Below are 19,323 nucleotides of genomic sequence, written 5' to 3' on the forward strand. Positions count from 1 at the left end.
GTTGGCTTAAAGTCGTTCTAACTTAGTAAATCAGGTTTTAGAATTGCGCGTTATGGTAAACGTTTTGTACGTCGTCGCAATCTTCTAGCATGGCTAAAAAGCGTTCCATAACTTCAACGTCTTCGCCTTCAATCGGCGTTTCAATTTGTGGCACAAAGCTAATTAGGTCTTCGTCAAACTCAGTCACGCCCATTTCTTCAAGCGCTGTACGTGTATTGTTGTACTCTGTGTGAGGAGCAAAAACAGTGACTTTACCGTCATCTACTTCTACGTCAGTTACATCAACATCAGCCATCATTAATGCTTCAAGTACTGCTTCGTCGTCATCACCGTCAAATACAAAAATAGCAAGGTGATCAAATAAATGTGAAACAGAGTTTTGAGCGCCAATTTTAGCATTTGCTTTGGTAAAACAAACACGTACATCAGCAAAGGTACGCTTGTTGTTGTCTGTTAAACAGTCAACAATAATCATACAGTTACCAGGGCCGTAACCTTCGTAACGTGTTGCTGAGTAGTCTTCACCGCCGCCACCTTTTGCTTTGTCGATTGCGCGGTCAATAACGTGTGCTGGTACTTGGTCTTTTTTTGCGCGTTCAATTAAGCGACGTAATGATAAGTTACCATCTGGATCTACACCGCCGTTTTTAGCACAAATATAAATTTCTTTGCCGTACTTAGAATAAACTTTAGTTTTAGCACCCGCAGTCTTAGCCATTGAATCTTTTTTGTTTTGGTAAGCTCTTCCCATCTGCGTTTCGCCTTAATATATGTAAATAATAGAATAAAATTATAATGCGTATTCTAAAGGTAAATGCATTCAAGGGCTAGTAAGTATTAAAGCCGATTAAAACTGTAGCGTTTAAAGTCCATCTAAAGTGCATTTTAGTGAGGGATTATCGAGGGATTTAGACGTTGGAATTATATCTATTATTGTAAATTTAACTCAATAAAAAAGGCAACCTGTATAACAGGTTGCCTTACTAAGTAATAAAATGTAAGTGTTACTTACCAAATACGTACACGTTCATCTTCAGGAAGGTATAACTCATCGCCTTGCTTTACATCAAACGCTTTGTACCATGCATCGTGGTTACGTGGCGCTTGTGCTCTAAAGCGACCTGGGGCATGCGTGCCACCACGCAGTTGGTTAAGCATGCTTTGCTCAGTACGTTTTTCTTTCCATACTTGTGCCCACGCAAGGAAGAAACGTTGATCGCCAGTCACGCCGTCTATTACAGGCGCTTCTTTACCATTTAAACTTAGCTTGTACGCATGATAGGCCATTGACAAACCACCCACATCACCAATATTTTCGCCAAGGCTATTTCGACCATTAACAAAATTACCTTCGATTGGCTCGTATTTACTGTACTGCGCAGCCAGTTGATCGGCTTTTTTGTCAAATGCAGCGCGGTCAGCATCAGTCCACCAATTACGTTGCACACCGTTTTCGTCTGATTTTGAACCTTGATCGTCAAATCCATGACCCATTTCGTGACCAATTACAGCGCCAATACCGCCATAGTTTACAGCCGGATCGGCATTTGGATCGAAAAACGGCGGTTGTAATATCGCAGCCGGAAATACAATTTCATTAAACGAGCTATTGTAGTAAGCGTTTACGCGTTGTGGCGTCATGCCCCAGCGGTTACGGTCTGTTTTTTGTAGCTCTTTTTCAACACTTTCAGCGTGGAAAAACTCACGCATGTTTTTCACATTACCAATCAAATCGTTTTTAGTAATGCTTAAACCTTCATAAGACTGCCAAACATCGGGGTAACCAATTTTTGGTACAAATGCAGCCAGCTTAGCGCGCGCATTTACTTTAGTTGCATCACCCATCCATTCTAGATTATCAATACGTTCACCAAGGGCTGTTCGAAGGTTTTCAACCAGCTCTGACATTTGTTGTTTTGATGACTCAGGGAAGTAACGCGCTACGTATATTTTACCAATAGCAAAACCAAGCGAACTTGTGCCCGACATTTCACTTATTGCACGTTTCCAACGAGGGCGAGGCTCTTGCTGTCCGTTTAGTTCTTTACCAAAAAAAGCAAAGTTAGTATTAAATACGTCTTCTGATAGTAAACCTGCGTTACCGCTAATAGCGTGATACGTTAGGTAGTCTTTCCATACTGCAATATCTTCTTGATTGATTAGCTCAATCATCGCTTTTATTGGCTCTGGCTGAGACACATTTAACTGAGGTACTTTATAACCTGTTTGTGCAAAGTATAAATCCCAGTTAAAGCCAGGATAAGCAGTGCTTAAATCAGCACGTTCAACTTGGTTTAAGGTTAAATCGCGATTACGACGCTTTTCACGTGGCCAGTGACCTTGTGCAATTTTGGTTTCAAGATCAACAATTGCTTGAGCGCGCTCAGCGGTATTTTCGACTCCTGTAAACTCAAGCATGTCAGCAATGTGAGCTACATAAGCTGCACGTGTTTTAACAAAACGCTCAGCGTCTTCAAGGTAGTAAGAGCGATCTGGTAGGCCTAACCCACCCGCACCTAGTGACATTTCATATTTATTAGGGTCTAAGCGGTTAAACCACATGCCGCCACCCAAAGGGGCTTTATTACCGGTTAACCAAGACTTACCAAACATTTCAGCTAAATCGTCAGTCGACGATATATCATTAATTTCACTTAACAATGGCTTAATAGGCGCTACACCGAGTTTATTAAGTGTTTCGGTATCCATATACGCATTGTAAAAATCAGCAACTAGTTTTTCTTCTGCGTTTAAATCTTTACGTGCGGCTATTTCTTCAATAATAGCTTTAACATCGTCTTCACTGCGCTCAGCTAATCCTGAAAATGCACCGTAGCGGGTTTTATCTGCAGGCATTACGTAGTTGTCATACCACGTGCCACTGGCATACATAAAAAAATCATCGCCTGGTTTAACGGCTTCGTTACGTGCTGTTAGGTCAACACCAAAACTACCTAACTCTGCTTTTTCTGTTACTGCTGCAGTGGCTACTTTAGGTTGTTGCTCGTCTGTTTTTGTTGTTTGCGGCTCTGAACAACCGGTAATAAATGTGGCAGCTAATGCTGCGGCAATTAAACTCTTTTTCATTACTTACTCCTGAGTATCACTGATTGAATTAAAGCAGCAGTGAATCATTTTTATTGTTACGAATATTTAACTTATCGATTGTTATTGATATTAATCATACAAACAAACCTTTTGAGGTGAATCACCACAGTGCTCGATAAAACTAATATAGAGGAAAAGAGAAAGGCTAATAGGTGCTATAAAAGCTTTATTTAGCTCGAATACTTGAAAGTATCCGAGCTAAGAAGGGTCACACACTATTTATTTTTTATGCTGAAGCTCCCACATACGGGCATATTCTCCGGCGAGTGTAAGTAACTCATCGTGCCTACCTTGCTCAATAATTTGTCCGGATTTGAGCACAATAATGGTGTCTGCATCGGTAATAGTAGAAAGGCGATGAGCAATAACAACGCTCGTATGGTTACTGGCAACTTCACGTATTGCCGCGAGTATTGCTTGCTCAGAATGAGAATCGAGGGCAGATGTTGCTTCATCAAAAATTAAAATAGGGGACTTTTTCAAAATGGCGCGCGCAATAGCAATACGCTGTTTTTCGCCGCCGGATACTTTTAAACCGCGCTCGCCAACCAGTGTTTTATCGCCTTTATCAAGTGTCGCTATAAAGTCCTTTAAATGCGCCATAGCAATGGCTTCATCAATTTCTGTATCGCTTGCTGATGGTCTACCGTAAGCGATATTTTCACGAATAGTGGTGTTAAACAACACGGTGTCTTGCGGGACTATTGCAATGGCTTTTCGTAAACTATTAAGTGTTACTGAGTTTATTGCTTGATTATCGATACTAATTTCACCAGCGCTTACATCATAAAAACGATAAAGCAGTCGCGCTAATGAACTTTTACCTGCACCACTGGCACCAACAATGGCTACTTTGCTGCCAGCTTTAACACTAAAGCTAAGGTTATTAAGGATCGGGCGGTGCGCATCGTAACTAAAACTTACATTGTTAAATGTTATTTCACCTTGGCTAATATTGAGCTCTTTAGCATTAAGTGCATCGGTTATTTGTGGCTTTTTGTTAAGTAGCCCAAGCATGTTTTCAAGATCGGTTAGGGCGCGTCTTATTTCGCGGTACACAAAACCTAAAAAATTGAGCGGTAAAAATAGCTGAATCATATAAGCATTAATCATCACAAGTTCACCAATAGAAAGCGTACCTGCAACTACCTCGGTTGAGCCCAACCACATTAACGCGGTAATAGCACAAGCAATAATAAGTGCTTGGCCTGAATTAAGGGCGAGCAGCGACATTCTATTTTTTAAACGGGCTTTTTCCCAGTTTGCTAAAAAGGTGTCGTACGTTTTTGCTTCAAACTGTTCGTTATTAAAATACTTTACAGTTTCATAATTAAGCAAGCTGTCTATTGCGCGGGTATTACTTTGATTGTCGGCAGCATTTGCTTCTCTAATAAAGCGGTTTCTCCACTGGGTAACCACCACAGTAAAGGTAATATAAATAGCGACTGCCAGTAATGTAATAAGCGCAAACCAAACAGAAAACAACGTGCCAAAAATAATCGCAACGGTCAGTATTTCAAACAAAGTAGGCACAATATTAAACATTAAAAAGCGCATTAAAAAGCTTAACCCGCTCGTACCGCGTTCTATATCGCGGCTAATGCCACCGGTTTGCCTGTCTAAATGAAAAGCCAGCTCAAGTGAGTGCAAATGCTTAAATACTTTTAAACCAATATCACGCATAGCGTGCTCGGTTACACGAGAAAATACAGCATCTCTTATTTCACCTAAAAATACGCTAGCAAAACGCAGTCCACCGTACATCAATAACAATAAAGCAGGAATAACTAACAGTGGGTTAATTGACTTATCTACAGAGTCTATTATTTCTTTAAGCGCCCAAGGCATTAAAAGCGTGGCACCTTTTGCGCCTATAAGCGCCATAAGTGCAATAAAAACACGGCCTTTAAATTTTGTAAGGTAGGGCCACAGTGTTTTTACACTTTGGCGTAAATTCATGGCGTCTGGTCGTTTTTCACTGCTTTGTCTGGGGCGCATTAAAAGTCTCAGTAAAATTAAATTAGATAGTAAATAGCTAAGGGCTATTGTATTTCAAATACTAGCCCTTATATACTACGCATCCCTTATTTTAGTTTTAAAACGTGAATGTTTAAATTTAGAGTGTTTTTAACTGCCTTTTTGCTACTTGCTGCACTTTTTAGTGTGCAGAGCAATGCTATGGGCGCCTCACAAAATTTAAATATCAATGTTAGTACGCAGGTTTCGCTTACTGATATTGCCGATTTAACTAAAATACAGCCTATTAGTAAGTCTGTAGATATTTCGCAGCATAAAAAAACGCATCAAACCGATTTTGACGCGCACCAACCAAGGTTAACTGCCAATAATTCATCATTGTTTTTGCACACTGTTCAAAGTGAGCCAGAATACGATGTGGTTTTTGAATTTTTTGCTCAAAATCTTGTTAGGCATATATTCTTACGACCAAGAGCGATTAATCCTATACAGCCTTGGTATACGCTTGTAACTAATAGTAAAAAGTCGCGCTTGAGTGGCTGGAAAGACGTAAACTTACTCTACAGAGCTGTAACTACCTACCACGCTTAATTTTCCTTATTTAATTTTATTAGGTTTTAACTTTTAAAGTTTTAGCCTGCAGATTAATTGTGCTTTTAAAAAGTACGTTGCTAGCATTTCTGGCAATAAGGATTAAACATGTTAAGTTTTAAAAAAGATAAAAAGCCGTCTACGGCTAAGTTCAAATTAAGCTATATAGCCATGCTAATAGTATTGGTTTTATTAGCTATCAGCGCATTACCAAATTTATACCCAAATAAATCGTGGTTGCACATCAGTGCTGCTCCCCACAGCGAAACGCAATCTTTACCGAGCACTAAAACGCTAGTTACTTTTTTAAATAAACAAGGGCTAGAGGTTGAGCAGGGTTTAGATAAGCAATCCACTATTAATATACTTTTAAACGAGCCAACTAAAAGCGCTCAGGCGCAAGCGGCTATAAAAGCGCAATATCCAAACACGCAAGTTAAAATTGTTGAGCATGCAACCAGCCCAACATGGTTACAAGATTTTGGTTTATCACCAATAAAGCTGGGCCTTGATTTAAATGGCGGTGTGCTATTTGTATTAGACGTAGATTTAGATAAAGCCGTTGATGAGCAATTAGTCAGTGCGTATCAACAAGCTAAATCAATCATCATTAAGCAAAAAGCACATGGCGTAAAAGCGCAGCAAACTCAGCAGGGGTTTGAAATAAACGCATTGCCTAATGCAACCGACAAGTTAACCCCCGTTATTGAAGAGCTACAAAGCCGATTTGCTAATTTAGCCGTTGTAACAAGCAATAACGGCAGCGTTAAAACTGCCAAATTTAGTTATTCGGAGCAAGGCCGCAGCAGCTTTGATAAAGAAGTAATGGGGCAAACACTCACAACCCTTCGTTCACGTATTGAAGAGTTAGGCATTACCGAAGCGGTAACACAGCGCCAAGGAAAGCACCGCATTCGTATAGAGCTACCAGGCGTGCAAGATCCAACCGAAGCAAAACGTATTATTGGTGCAACAGCATCGCTTGGTTTTTATCAATTAAAAGAAATTGGCGGGCAAACATTTAATATGCAATCGGGCGGAACCATAAAGCTCGATCCTGTGCCAATTTTTACAGGCGATCATATTAATAATGCAAACATAGGCCGCGACGATTGGGGTAAACCACTTGTACAACTAAGCCTAGACGGCCAAGGCGGGGATGCAATGTCGGCGTTTTCAAAAGCCAATATTGGTAAGCCAATGGCGACGGTTTACTCTGAGTACTCTCAAAATGCTAAAGGCGAAGTAGTTAAAAAAAGCGAAGTTATTAACGTTGCCAATATTGCTCAGCATTTAAGTTCGCGTTTTAGTATTACCAATATGAAAAGCCAACAAGCGGCAGCCGATCTGGCATTATTACTACGTGCAGGCTCGCTTACAGCACCCGTTACAATTGTGCACGAACAAACAATAGGGCCAAGCCTCGGCAGCGAAAATATTAGTAATGGCTTAGCCGCGCTTATGTTAGGCATGGGTATTACGCTTGCATTTATGGCGCTTTGGTATCGCCGTTTAGGCCTTATTGCAAACGTGGCACTTATATTAAATTTAACGTCGCTTGTGGGCTTAATGTCATTATTACCAGGGGTTGTGTTAACGCTTCCGGGTATTGCAGGTCTGGTGCTAACCATAGGTATGGCGGTAGACACTAACGTAATAATATTTGAACGCATTAAAGAAGAACGTCGCCAAGGCCGTGCACCATATCAAGCTATTCAAGAGGGTTATAAACAAGCCGCAAATACAATATTTGATGCCAATATAACCACCATGATCACCGCACTTATCTTATACGGCATAGGCTATGGGCCCGTTAAAGGTTTTGCCATTACACTCGCATTGGGGCTTTTAACGTCTGTATTTACAGGTGTGTACGTATCAAAAATATTAAGCCAAACGTTGTATTTAAAAATGGGTAAAAAAGTAGGAGAAAAAGCACATGCTTAACACTTTTTTGAAAGGTGAAAAGGGCACACGTTTACGCTTTATGGGTATGCTTTTAAGTGCCATTTTAGTGCTACTATCCGTATTTACGCTTACGCAAAAAGGTCTAAATTTTGGCCTAGATTTTACCGGCGGTTATTTAACTGAGTTTACAACCAGCCAAAGTGTTGAACTAAAAGAGCTTCAATCGTTTATTGCTAAAAATCACAATGGTGAGTTTGAGCTAACCGCGCAAGGTAATAGTCATTTTCAATTAAGAGAAGCGCCAAGTGCATCAACAACAGCTAATAGCCTTGATTGGCAAAGCGCTGTTACACAAAACGATGATATAAACGCACAGGTATTATCGTCAGCTTATATTGGCTCACAAGTGGGCGATGAGTTATTTGATCAAGGTTGTTTAGCAATGTTTGCTGCAATGATTGCGGTAATGATTTACCTTGCAGTGCGTTTTGAATGGCGCTTAGCACTCGGCTCTGTGGTAGCGCTAGTGCACGATTTAATACTCGTACTTGGGTTATTTTCACTATTACAAATTGAGTTTAACCTAACCGTACTAGCAAGTTTACTGGCTATTATTGGTTACTCACTTAACGACTCAATAATAGTAGGGGATAGAGTACGTGAGCTTTTACGTGTTCAATCAAACAATGTACTTAGCCCAGCGACTATTATTAATAATGCGATTAAGAGTACGCTAACACGTACCTTAATAACTTCGGGTACCACACTTGCAACGGTCGCGAGCGTTTGGTTACTTGCAGGCGCACCACTGCAAGGCTTTGCTATTGCATTATTTACCGGCATTGTAGTGGGTACGTTCTCGTCTATTTGTATAGCGGCAACCTTGCCAGAACTATTGGGCTTAAGCGCTAAAAACTACGAAGTTAAAGTAGATGCCCACACGCAAACATTATTAGATATGCCATAAGGTTTTTAATAAAGCATAAGCAAAGAGCTGCACCAACCAATCAGCGGCTCTTTGTTAGTTTAATGCTTATTTATACCCCGCTAGTATTCCCACCAAACTTGCGGGGTTTAAAACAATGGTTTTAAGCCTAGCAAAAATGTTAAACTAGCTGCCTTATTTTTACAGCCTGTATTGTACTAATCCCCATGAATAAAACCCACGTTATCGAACATCTTCGCTTTGCGCTAGAAGCGCAGCTTACAACAGCAAAAGTAGCGGCAAAAACTGCGCACGACACCGCCACACATGAAGAAAACATAGCCGAAAATAAATACGATACCCTAGGGCTCGAAGCCGCTTATTTAGCACAAGGCCAAGCCCAGCGCGTAAACGATTGCTATAAAAGCATAGAATTGTTCGAACCTGCCTTTAACGAAAAACCAACCGACAAAATAGCTATCGGTTCGCTGGTATGTTTAGAAGATGATAACGCAGCCCAAAAATGGTTTTATTTAGGCCCCGCAGCTGGTGGGTTAACAGTAAACGTTAAACAGCACGCAATTGCTGTAGTAACACTCGGCGCACCAATGGGTAAGCAGTTATTAAATAAACAGATTGATGATGAAATTACGTTAACAATTGCAGGTAAAGCCCACGAATACGTGGTGGTAGAGATCTTATAAAGCTTTGGTTTTTAAGAGAACACCATCTGACAAAGCTATGCCAACGTAATAATCGCTTATTTATATTCATAAATTAATTGTCGGATGGCATGGCTCCGCCATTTATCCAACCTACAGCTATGCTTTTATAGCGTAACTTGGTGTGTATTTCAATTTGTGCAAAGGCATATAATGAGAAGTACCTAATAGTTTAAAAATGAGCAGGGTTGACGTTAGGTGCTCCCTTTTTAATTGATTTTAGTGGTTATACAGCCTCGTTAGTTGTATTTCCCAAGTTGGCTACTCGGTGCTACTATAGTGATACATTTGTTTGGGGATTATTATGAGAGTAGAACTAGTAACAACATTGAAGCGTCAAGCAACGAAGATATTATCTGAACTTCATTCCTCTAAAGAACCTGTGTTGATAACTGAACATGGACAACCATCTGCATACTTAGTAGATGTTGATGATTATGAATTTATGCAAAAGCGTATGCAAATTCTTGAGTCTCTTGCAAAAGGAGAGCAGGCAATAAGTCGTGGTGAAACCATGTCGAATGTTGAAGCTAAAGATAAAATGAATAAATGGCTGAAATAATTTGGACTAATCCAGCTTTGGATGATCTTAACGATATCGCTGAATATATCGCATTAAGCAATTTGCAGTCAGCGAAAAAATTGGTTTCCAAAATATTTGAAAAAGTTGAGCGTCTCGAACTCTTTCCTGAATCAGGTAAAAAACCAATTGAGTTAGCTAACCTAAATTATCTTGAACTGGTCGTGAATCCTTGTCGTATATTTTACAAAAAAGATAACGATAAAGTATATATTTTGCACGTAATGAGACAAGAACGAGACTTACGAAAATTTTTGTTGCTAACGCAATATACAGCTAACAAGTAGGTAATCCCTGAGTGAAATTAGTATGACCCCCATACTAATTATTATAAAAAGCAATTATTAAAAAGCCATCCAAACATCTATCAAAATTCCAACTTAACCAATATAAGAACTAAATTATAGTTTGTTTATTAAAAAAATTGCTACACACGTTCCTTAAGTGTTTAATATACCGTACATAAATAATATGGAGGTTGAAATATGAGACATAACAATTGGTCTTGCTCTAAGTGTAATAATAACGAATTTGATACCGGTGAAATAAGAGTTTCGGGTGGCTTTTGGTCAAGAATTTTTGATGTTCAAAATAAAAAGTACACCGCTGTGACATGCAGTCGATGTAGTTTTACTGAATTTTATAAAGGTTCATCATCAACACTTGGTAACGTATTTGATTTCTTTACTGGGTAATCAAAGCTTAAAAAGCACTTTAACTGAAATGTAAACAGATCAGTTCAAGAGATACCTCCTCATTAAGGTGAGGAGGTTAAATGCTTAAATATACCTAAGCGATAATTCGCCCTATTAAATGTAGGTGGACCTTTAGATATACACAACTAATAGCAGTTAAACAAAATCTATTACACGCACTAATAATAGGCTTCAATAACAGACCATAAGGCTTGGATGAATTTATTTTTATGATTTTTCATCTAACATCCTATATTTTAAATATCCAATTTTAGGTAGCTTTTTTCACAAATTTCGCTGTTACCATCATTTCGCCAATGCCATCTACTTTACAATCAAGTTCGTGATCTTTTTTATCAAGCACTCTTCTAACTACCGCTTTGGTGCCAATTTTAATTACTTGCGAGCTGCCTTTAATTTTTAAATCTTTGGCTACTGTCACTTTGTCACCATCATTTAGCAAAGTGCCATTGGCATCTTTAACTAAAATTGCGTGTTCATCGCTTGTATTATTAGGGTTCCACTCATGGGCGCACTCGGGGCAAACAAGCAGTTGTTGGTCCTCGTAAACATATTCACATTGGCATTTTGGGCAAGCAGGCAGCGACATTTTTAACTCTCATAAGGTATTGTTTTGCGTATTTTAATCTGCGTTATTAGTTAATCAATATTTTTTATCTTCACGCTAAAAATATCTCGTTTGTGCGTTTTTAAAAAAGGGCATATAAAGCACATGTCGCTTAAGCAATTTAAGCGCTAACTCGTACAGTAGGTACCTGTTAAAGCACCCATCATATTAAGTGATTCGCGCAATGCCCACTTAGTACGATGGGTGTTTCTATTTATAATGCTTAGTATTTTACTAAGCATGCTTTTTATATTTTGACTTAACTAGGAAAAGTCGTGTTTAAAACCTTAATTGTGGTTGATAACAACGAGCAAACGCTTGCTCAATCGTTCGAAAATGTAATTACGTTTAATACCTACTTACGTGATTACCCAAAACATAACGAACCAAAAACACGCATTATTAATCTGTGCGACTCAAGCCAATACTTGAGCAAAGGTTACTATTGCTCGTTACTTGCAGAGGCGCGCAAGCACCAAGTTTTACCCAGTGTAAAAACCATTAATGCTCTTCGTAGTGGCCAAGCACCTATGTTAAATGTGGGCCAAATAGATGGCACACTTTACTTTGGCAATGCCCAAAATGATTTACAATCAAAAGCAGCAAAGTCGGTATTTAAACAATACCCAGCGCCTATTTTATTTGTTGATGAGCAAGGCTTATTACAACAAGGCTCGATGTCGTCTTTAAGCGAGCAACAGTACAGCGAATTTGTAGCCAAGCTAGATAACTTTACTAAAACGCAGTGGCGTATTAGTTCGGTACAACGTCGTTTTAGATGGGACATGGCAATACTTGTTGATCATAACGAAAAAGTACCACCGAGTGATAAAGACGCCATTGCACGTTTTATTAAAGCAGCGGCTAAACACGGTATTAATGCACAAGCATTAAGCTTTGACGAAATTGATAACATTGCCCAGTTTGATGCGTTATTTATTCGCCAAACTACAGCGATTGACCATCCAACGTATCGCCTTGCAAGCAAAGCGCAAAGCCTGGGTTTAGTGGTTATTGACGATGCTGAGTCTATTTTACGTTGTTGTAATAAAGTGTATTTACACGATGCGTTTAATTACCAAAAAGTGCCAAGTTTAAAAACGGTTGTAGTGGCTGATCAAGCAAATGAAACGCTTGAGCAATTAGAAGAAGCGTTTACGTATCCGCTTGTTTTAAAAATGCCTGAAGGGTCGTTCTCAAAAGGTGTGTTTAAAGTTTCAAACCGTGATGAGCTTGCCGCTAAGCTTACAGAGCTGTTTGAGTTTAGCGCATTAGTGCTTGCACAAGAGTACATGTATACCGAATACGATTGGCGAGTGGGTGTGTTAAATGGCCGTGCAATTTATGCATGCCGCTATTTAATGGCGCGTAACCATTGGCAAATTTATAACCACGACGCTAAACGGTTTTTCTCTGGTGGCTTTGAAACCTTGCCAACCTTTGAGTTACCAAAAGCGGTATTAGATGCAGCATTAAAAGCATGTAAAACAGTGGGTAGGGGTTTATATGGCGTAGATGTTAAAGAGCATCAAGGCAAAGCATACGTGCTTGAAGTAAACGATAACCCAAGTATTGATCACAAAGTAGAAGACGGCTATTTAGGCGATGAGCTATACATGATCATTATGGATGAGTTTAAACAACGCTTAGAAGCACGAGGCCGTGGGTAATAACATGAGCAACCTTGTTATTCGAAAGGCGCTTAGCAGTGATTTAAACGCACTGATTGACGTTGAAAACGCCTGCTTTAATAACGATAAATTGAGCCCGCGCAGTCTAAAACGCTGGCTTAGTGCAAAACACGGTATTTTACTCGTTGCAGAAAGTGGCGAGCAAATATGCGGCTATGGGCTAGTATGGTGCCATAAAGGGACTCGCTTAGCGCGTTTATATTCGCTTGCTGTTTTACCAACTATGCAAGGTAAAGGCATTGCAAAAGCACTGCTTACTAGTCTAGAAAAAGAAACGTGTGAGCGGGCTCGTATTTACCTTCGTTTAGAAGTGGCTGTAAATAACGAAAGTGCGATTGGGCTTTATAAAAGTTTAGGTTACAGGGTATTTGGTCAATACAGCGATTATTACGATGACCACAGTGACGCATTACGAATGCAAAAAAACATTCGACAAAAAAGTGAGTTAAAAGTGGCGCGTTTAACACCGTGGTATCAGCAAACAACTGAGTTTACGTGCGGACCTGCTGCATTATTAATGGCAATGGGCGCACTTGAGCCTACTACTGAGCTTACTCAATCACATGAGTTAGCACTTTGGCGTGAAGGTACCACTATTTTTATGACATCGGGTCATGGTGGTTGCCATCCGTTTGGTTTGGCACTTGCGGCTAATAAGCGTGGTTTTAAAAGCGAGGTAATGGTTAATACCACCGAGCCTTTATTTTTAGATGGCGTACGCAACGAAAACAAAAAAGTGGTACTTGCCACCGTGCATCAACAATTTGTAGATGGTATTGCACAAGCAAATATACCGCTTACGCATAAAGATGTAGAGCTTGAGCATATTGAGCAGTGGTTAAGTAAAGGCTTTAGTGTGCTGTTATTAATTAGTACATACAGTTTTGATGGTAAAAAATCACCACATTGGGTGTGTGTAACGCACCTTGATGAGCACTGCGTGTATGTTCACGACCCGTTTTGTGAGCCCGGTAACGATAAACAGCTCGCAATAGATTGCCAATATGTACCTATTGCACGAAGTGATTTTAGTAAAATGTCAGCGTTTGGTAGCCAACGTTTAAGAACGGCGGTGGCTATAGCTAATAAAATATAAGGTTAACAGTGACTTTTTTAGATTTAATTGATGTAGCCCCGTATTCGTGGGCAGCTATTGGTACAGCGGCTTTTTGCGGTGCCATCATTGGAATAGAGCGCCAGTTGCGCGGCAAACCTGTAGGTATTCGTACCTCTGCGTTAATAACCTTGGGTACGTATTTGTTTTTATCCACTGCGTTTAATTTACAAGGGGATGTAATAGATCATTCTCGTGTAGTGGGGCAAATAATTACAGGTATTGGCTTTTTAGGGGCAGGCGTTATGCTCGCAAAAGATGGTGCGGTAGTTGGCGTTACATCGGCTGCAACCATCTGGGTGCTTGCATCAATAGGCGTTATGATAGCGACCGAAAACCTTGGCGCTGCAATAAAACTTTCGGTGCTGGTGGTCGGTATTTTATACGGTGTAGACGTACTCGAGGCTAAATTTAAAAGCTTAAGCAAAGGCGTACACACTAAAGTAAAAAACTATCAAAAACGCTATTATCGAAAAGAATTTAACGACACAGAACGCCACTAAAAGTGGCGTTTTTTTAGTGTTATTGAAACAAGTACTAGTACTATTAAATATCGACTATCCAAATAACTTGCGTCTAACTACTTTTCTGTAACCACTGGGTGTTTGGCTTAATACTTTTTTAAACACGCGTGTTAAATGTCCTTGGTCGTTATATCCCACTTCTAAAGCCACTTCTTGAATTGATAAATTTGATGATGCTAATAACTCTTTCGCACCTTCTACGCGTAATTGTTGCCAATACTCAATAGGGCTTTGATTAGTTGCGGCTCTAAAACGGCGGGTAAAAGTACGGTAGCTCAAGCTAAATTGGGCAGCGACTTCTTGCAGGTTTAACTCGGTGGCTAAATTTGTTTTTAGCCAAAACTGAATTTGCGCAATTAGCTCGTCGGGATGACGGTCAACTGCACCTTCTAAGTAGCGTTGATCTTCGTAGGGTTTACGTATTTCGTGCGAAAAGTTTCGCTCTACATGTTGAGCGGCGGCTTTTCCATAGTACTGACTAATAATATGTACGATCACATCTGCAAGGGCATTAAGGCTTGCTACGGTGTACATGCGTTCTGACTGGGTTATAAAAAAGTCGGGTTTTAAACGCACTAACGGGTAGTCGTGGCTAAATTGATTGGCGTAGTGCCAATGGGTTGTAGCAGGGTGCCCATCAAGTAAGCCAGCCTCAGCTACTAAGCAGTTGCCAGTGCCTACACCAATTATATGGCTGCCTGCGCTAAAGCTCTCGCTTAGCCAATCAACTACGCCTTGATTTGTACGCACTACAGGGCGCGGGTTTCGCCAAATTCCGGGCACTATAATTAAATCACTGTAGGGGGCGTTAGTTGTTATGCAATCAGGAATTATCGCAAGGCCTGCGCGAGTGGGTATAAATTCAGCATTTTTAGCCACTAAATTTATAGCAAGCGGTCTAAAGCTTTGCTTATCAAGATGGCCTTTAGCAAAGGCCTCGCCGGCCCTTAACATCTCAATAGGCAGCGTTAAACTAGTCACTAATAAATGCGGATATACCGCTATAGCAATATTTAGTGGTGGATTAGTGTTTTTTTCAGTCATATAAATGCTCCGACCAGTGCCTTTTGGCCTTTTGTGCTGAATATTTGGCTATTAAAGCACAATGCATAGTGCATAATCCATTTAAACTGCCTCTTCTTCTAATAACACGTTTTTAAAGGTAAATTATGACTGCATTACCCGTTATAGTAGGCATGGGTGGCATTAACGCCGCTGGCCGTACTTCTTTTCATCAAGGTTATCGCCGTATCGTGTTAGATAGTTTAAATGCTCAAGATCGCAGTGAAACATTTTTAGGCCTCGCCACACTGATGAATCTAGTAAGCGTTGTAAACGGCCAATTACAAGATACACAAGGTAATAATGTTGAGCAAAGCGACATAGAAGCACGCTTTGGTGAGCAAATTATTGCTGGTACGCTTATTCGTAAAATTGAAAAAGAACACTTTGATGCCGATGCCACACCGTGGCAGCAAAAAATGACGCTAAACGCATCAAGCGATAACGCAATTGTGTTTGAAACGCGCGCTCGCGACTTACCTACACCTGTTCCAGCTAGCTGGCAAGTTGAAGAACTTGAAGGCAAAAAAGTAAAAGTAACTATTGCAGCCGACTTAAATGTTAAGCATGACTCAACACGTGATAACCCGATTAAATCTGCAGGGCAATTTCCGACTGGGTTTGATCCGTCTGTTATGTATAACAGCCGCTATCAGCCTCGTGGTTTGCAAGCTACTATTTTTGCAGCTACCGATGCTATTAAATCAACAGGGCTTGATTGGCAGCATATTATGAATAGCGTAGAGCCAGATAAAATTGGTACCTATTCAGCGTCGGTAATTGGCCAAATGGACGACAAAGGCCTAGGCGGTTTAGTAAAGGCGCGCCAACAAGGCGACCGTGTTAGTACTAAGCAGTTAGCACTGGGTTTAAATACAATGTCGACCGACTTTATTAACGCGTATGTTACGGGCAATGTAGGGACTACGTTTTCGACCTCGGGGGCCTGTGCTACGTTTTTATACAACTTACGTGCAGCGGTTAACGACATACAGGCAGGGCGTACACGCGTTGCGGTTGTCGCAAGTGTTGAGTGTGCTATTACACCAGAAGTGATTGAAGGCTTTGGTAACATGAGCGCACTTGCAAATGTCGAAGGTTTGCGCCGTTTAGATAACTTATCAAGTGATGAAGAACCAGATTATCGCAAAAGTAGCCGACCATTTGGCGACAACTGCGGCTTTACATTAGGTGAAGGCGCACAAGTTGCTATTTTAATGGACGATGCCTTAGCCCTTGAACTAGGCGCTGACATTATGGGCTGCGTACCAGATGTATTTGTAAATGCAGATGGCATAAAAAAATCAATCACGTCACCTGGCCCTGGTAACTATATTACCATGGCTAAATCGGCTGCTTTAGCAACGAGCCTTTTAGGCAAAGAAGCCTTGCAAGAACGTAGCTTTATTTTAGCGCATGGCTCAAGTACACCGTTAAACCGCGTAACAGAGTCGCTGATATATCACAAAGTGGCACAAACGTTCGCTATTGATAATTGGAAAGTGACAGCGCCAAAAGCCTATGTTGGTCATACTATAGCTCCTGCAAGTGGCGACCAATTAGCGATAGCTCTAGGTGTATTTAGCCATAATATTATGCCGGGTATTACCACAATTGATAAAGTGGCTGATGATGTTTACACCGATCATCTTGATATTCGTAATAGCCATTACGAATGCAGTGAAATGGATATTGCTTTTATAAATTCAAAAGGCTTTGGCGGTAATAATGCAACAGCAACCTTACTTTCACCAAAAGTAACAATACAAATGCTCGCTAAGCGCCATGGCAATGAAGTTATGAGTAGTTACATACAGAAAAACGTGGCAGTTAAATCCGCGCAACAAACATATCAAACTCAAGCTGATTTAGGCCAGTATGAGCTTATTTATCGCTTTGGCGACGGACTTATTGATGACAACGATATTGTAATAGACGAGCAAAGTATTCAGTTGCCTGGCTTTGAAAAAGCAATTACGTTTAGCACAACAAATTCCTATCAAGATATGTTTTAAGCACACATACTTGTTAGCAAGGCGCTTTTTAAGCGCCTTTTTTAATGCCTCAAATATATTTATCTATTAAGTTTTTTCTAAGTGAAGCTCATTAAATAAACTAATTTTTTGTATTTATACTTGCTTTTATGTTGATCGTTTGTTTCTATTATATAAACACTATCTAGGATGGATAAAACTGATGAAAAAACTCATATTAGCGCTTTCTTTAACTTGTACTTTTACTCAACTCTCTGTTTTTGCAGATGACTTTGTTCCTGCAGAAGTGATTAATAAAAACTACGATCAGCTCACTAATACTTCTTCGCGCGCTTCGAGGTTAGAGGGGATTAATTTGAGCAGTTACGTGGTTGATAAAAGCGGGCAGGTTAGTGATATAGAAATTGTAGCTACGGTTGGGCAAAAAAAGTACCAAAGAGAAGTAATGGATTACGTGTCTAAGCTCAACTACAAAAGTGCAAAATTAAATGGTGAGACTATACCTGTAGCAAAAACCATTACTGTAAGTTCGCAAAATTTGCATATTAATTTTTCAAACGATAAAGCGTCTCGCGGCTTTTTTAATGATTATGAGCAAGCTAGTAAATTAATCGACGAAAAGAAATACGATGAAGCTAAAAGCCGTATCGATGAATTAGAAAATGAACATACAAAAAATACGGTTGAGATTGTTTTGCTTGCATGGCTTAAAAGCCAGCACAGTTATTTTGTGCAAGATTGGAAGAGCTTTGATCAGCATATCTACGAAGCGTTTTTATTTAGAGATAATCTACCAGATCAAATTCAAAAACGTGTGATTAAAAACGCTTTACAGTGGTTTATATCAAAACAAGATTATGTACGTGCTTATGATGCAATAGATGCACTAGGCAATATTGAATCCATAATCTTTACAGAGCAAAACAGGGAACAGTTGTTAACTCAAGTGAACGATATTTATAAAAACTCGGGAGATATTAAGCAACAATTTAGTTTAGCTTCAGAACAAGCTGTAATGCCTATGATGTCGAAGTCTGAAGTTAAATTAGAATCAGAATTACCACTGAGCAAAGTGCAACTTAGATGCGAAAACAAAGTCGTTGACTATGACACTAATACAATTGATAAAATTGTTATTTCGAAAAATGATTTGCGTTGTGGATTATTAATAAAAAGCGCTCAAGCACAAACAATTACACTTAAGCAAAGCGGTGAAAGCTTTTTATAAAAATTGTAACTCCCCACATATAAATTATGGGGAGTTATTGCATTAATAAGTTTTGGCTATTCAAATAATGCATTGGAATTTTGCTGCAATACTTATTAAAAAAACTGTTACTTAAACTTTTTTACATACCTAAGCGTTATAAAATTAATAATGGCAAGTAAAATTGCTATTTCGTAGCGGCTGTAGGCTACAGCTATACCAATTAAGCCCATATTCCAAATACTTGCAGCGGTTGCTGTGCCGGAGGTTGATTTGTTATTTTTCAAAATTGCGCCACCGCCAATAAAACCAATGCCAGTAATGATGCCTTGCAACATTTTTGATTGAGCTTCTGCGCCATCTAAAACCGACATAGCAATTAATGCATACCCACACGATGCAACAGCAACAAGAGGAAAGGTACGAAGACCTGCGCCATCATTACTACGCTCTCTGTCGTAAGCCATGGGCAGTGCAAGTAGGTATGCAATACCTAAGTGTATTAAGTTATCGATGATTTCATTCCACTGTAAATCAATTTCCATTATTGAGCCTGTGCTGGTTAACTTTGTTAATAATAAGCAAACAGCAAGCCAT

At 39.8% G+C, this 19,323-nt stretch carries 18 protein-coding genes; 12 read left to right on the forward strand and 6 right to left on the reverse strand.

Features of this window, described 5'->3' with window-relative positions; all coding sequences use genetic code 11:
• Window positions 1-37 precede the first annotated feature (37 nt).
• The 3 genes from CXF64_RS13865 to CXF64_RS13875 form a co-directional block, all read right to left on the reverse strand.
• A complete protein-coding gene (locus CXF64_RS13865; protein WP_010555049.1) occupies window positions 38-751 on the reverse strand; it encodes a YebC/PmpR family DNA-binding transcriptional regulator in 714 nt (237 codons plus the stop codon).
• A 257-nt stretch (window positions 752-1,008) separates the two neighbouring features.
• A complete protein-coding gene (locus tag CXF64_RS13870; RefSeq protein WP_101217292.1) occupies window positions 1,009-3,087 on the reverse strand; it encodes a M13 family metallopeptidase in 2,079 nt (692 codons plus the stop codon).
• Window positions 3,088-3,327: 240 nt separating this feature from the next.
• Window positions 3,328-5,106 carry an ABCB family ABC transporter ATP-binding protein/permease gene (locus CXF64_RS13875; protein ID WP_101217293.1) on the reverse strand — a complete coding sequence of 593 codons (1,779 nt, stop codon included), beginning with the start codon at window positions 5,104-5,106 and terminating at the stop codon, window positions 3,328-3,330.
• Window positions 5,107-5,214: 108 nt separating this feature from the next.
• Between CXF64_RS13875 and CXF64_RS13880 the strand changes: the two genes are divergently transcribed.
• The 7 genes from CXF64_RS13880 to CXF64_RS13910 all read left to right on the forward strand — a co-directional run bounded on the left by CXF64_RS13880 (window position 5,215) and on the right by CXF64_RS13910 (window position 10,506).
• Complete coding sequence (locus CXF64_RS13880) at window positions 5,215-5,676, forward strand: hypothetical protein (protein WP_101217294.1); 462 nt, start codon at window positions 5,215-5,217, stop codon at window positions 5,674-5,676.
• Window positions 5,677-5,784: 108 nt separating this feature from the next.
• The gene (gene secD / locus CXF64_RS13885; RefSeq protein ID WP_101217295.1) at window positions 5,785-7,623 is read left to right on the forward strand and encodes a protein translocase subunit SecD; all 1,839 of its coding nucleotides are present in this window, start codon (window positions 5,785-5,787) and stop codon (window positions 7,621-7,623) included.
• The gene (gene secF, locus CXF64_RS13890; RefSeq protein ID WP_101217296.1) at window positions 7,616-8,551 is read left to right on the forward strand and encodes a protein translocase subunit SecF; all 936 of its coding nucleotides are present in this window, start codon (window positions 7,616-7,618) and stop codon (window positions 8,549-8,551) included. Before secD ends, secF begins: the two co-directional genes overlap by 8 nt.
• 185 nt (window positions 8,552-8,736) lie before the next feature.
• Window positions 8,737-9,213 (forward strand): GreA/GreB family elongation factor, encoded by a 477-nt coding sequence (locus CXF64_RS13895; RefSeq protein WP_101217297.1) that lies wholly within the window; start codon window positions 8,737-8,739, stop codon window positions 9,211-9,213.
• A gap of 322 nt (window positions 9,214-9,535) precedes the next feature.
• The gene (locus tag CXF64_RS13900; protein ID WP_010555056.1) at window positions 9,536-9,793 is read left to right on the forward strand and encodes a type II toxin-antitoxin system Phd/YefM family antitoxin; all 258 of its coding nucleotides are present in this window, start codon (window positions 9,536-9,538) and stop codon (window positions 9,791-9,793) included.
• Window positions 9,781-10,098 carry a type II toxin-antitoxin system RelE/ParE family toxin gene (locus CXF64_RS13905; RefSeq protein ID WP_024592928.1) on the forward strand — a complete coding sequence of 106 codons (318 nt, stop codon included), beginning with the start codon at window positions 9,781-9,783 and terminating at the stop codon, window positions 10,096-10,098. The genes CXF64_RS13900 and CXF64_RS13905 overlap by 13 nt, the downstream gene beginning before the upstream one ends.
• A 198-nt stretch (window positions 10,099-10,296) precedes the next feature.
• On the forward strand, window positions 10,297-10,506 hold the full coding sequence (locus tag CXF64_RS13910) for a zinc ribbon domain-containing protein (RefSeq protein WP_007582647.1): 210 nt from the start codon (window positions 10,297-10,299) through the stop codon (window positions 10,504-10,506).
• Window positions 10,507-10,777: 271 nt separating this feature from the next.
• Here the strand turns inward: CXF64_RS13910 and CXF64_RS13915 are convergent, their stop codons facing one another.
• Window positions 10,778-11,116 carry a zinc ribbon domain-containing protein YjdM gene (locus tag CXF64_RS13915; protein ID WP_101217298.1) on the reverse strand — a complete coding sequence of 113 codons (339 nt, stop codon included), beginning with the start codon at window positions 11,114-11,116 and terminating at the stop codon, window positions 10,778-10,780.
• A gap of 293 nt (window positions 11,117-11,409) precedes the next feature.
• Here CXF64_RS13915 and CXF64_RS13920 point away from each other — a divergent pair, with 293 nt between their 5' ends.
• The 3 genes from CXF64_RS13920 to CXF64_RS13930 are packed head-to-tail and all read left to right on the forward strand — an operon-like array spanning window position 11,410 to window position 14,442.
• On the forward strand, window positions 11,410-12,804 hold the full coding sequence (locus CXF64_RS13920) for a RimK family protein (protein ID WP_101217299.1): 1,395 nt from the start codon (window positions 11,410-11,412) through the stop codon (window positions 12,802-12,804).
• Between the two features lie 4 nt (window positions 12,805-12,808).
• Complete coding sequence (locus CXF64_RS13925) at window positions 12,809-13,921, forward strand: GNAT family N-acetyltransferase/peptidase C39 family protein (protein WP_101217365.1); 1,113 nt, start codon at window positions 12,809-12,811, stop codon at window positions 13,919-13,921.
• 8 nt (window positions 13,922-13,929) lie between these two features.
• A complete protein-coding gene (locus CXF64_RS13930) occupies window positions 13,930-14,442 on the forward strand; it encodes an MgtC/SapB family protein (RefSeq protein ID WP_007582656.1) in 513 nt (170 codons plus the stop codon).
• Window positions 14,443-14,496: 54 nt separating this feature from the next.
• Here CXF64_RS13930 and CXF64_RS13935 read toward each other — a convergent pair whose 3' ends face one another.
• Complete coding sequence (locus CXF64_RS13935) at window positions 14,497-15,507, reverse strand: GlxA family transcriptional regulator (protein ID WP_101217300.1); 1,011 nt, start codon at window positions 15,505-15,507, stop codon at window positions 14,497-14,499.
• Between the two features lie 125 nt (window positions 15,508-15,632).
• Here CXF64_RS13935 and CXF64_RS13940 point away from each other — a divergent pair, with 125 nt between their 5' ends.
• Window positions 15,633-17,540, forward strand: a complete 1,908-nt coding sequence (locus CXF64_RS13940; RefSeq protein ID WP_101217301.1) for a beta-ketoacyl synthase — start codon at window positions 15,633-15,635, stop codon at window positions 17,538-17,540.
• Window positions 17,541-17,721: 181 nt separating this feature from the next.
• Entirely contained in the window at window positions 17,722-18,747 is a 1,026-nt protein-coding gene (locus CXF64_RS13945) for an energy transducer TonB (RefSeq protein WP_101217302.1), read from the forward strand.
• Between the two features lie 107 nt (window positions 18,748-18,854).
• Here CXF64_RS13945 and CXF64_RS13950 read toward each other — a convergent pair whose 3' ends face one another.
• Window positions 18,855-19,271 carry an MgtC/SapB family protein gene (locus CXF64_RS13950; protein WP_024590122.1) on the reverse strand — a complete coding sequence of 139 codons (417 nt, stop codon included), beginning with the start codon at window positions 19,269-19,271 and terminating at the stop codon, window positions 18,855-18,857.
• Window positions 19,272-19,323: the final 52 nt, after the last annotated feature.

Origin of the sequence: Pseudoalteromonas sp. GutCa3, assembly GCF_002836155.1 — a bacterium.
Classification (GTDB): Bacteria; Pseudomonadota; Gammaproteobacteria; order Enterobacterales; family Alteromonadaceae; genus Pseudoalteromonas; species Pseudoalteromonas arctica.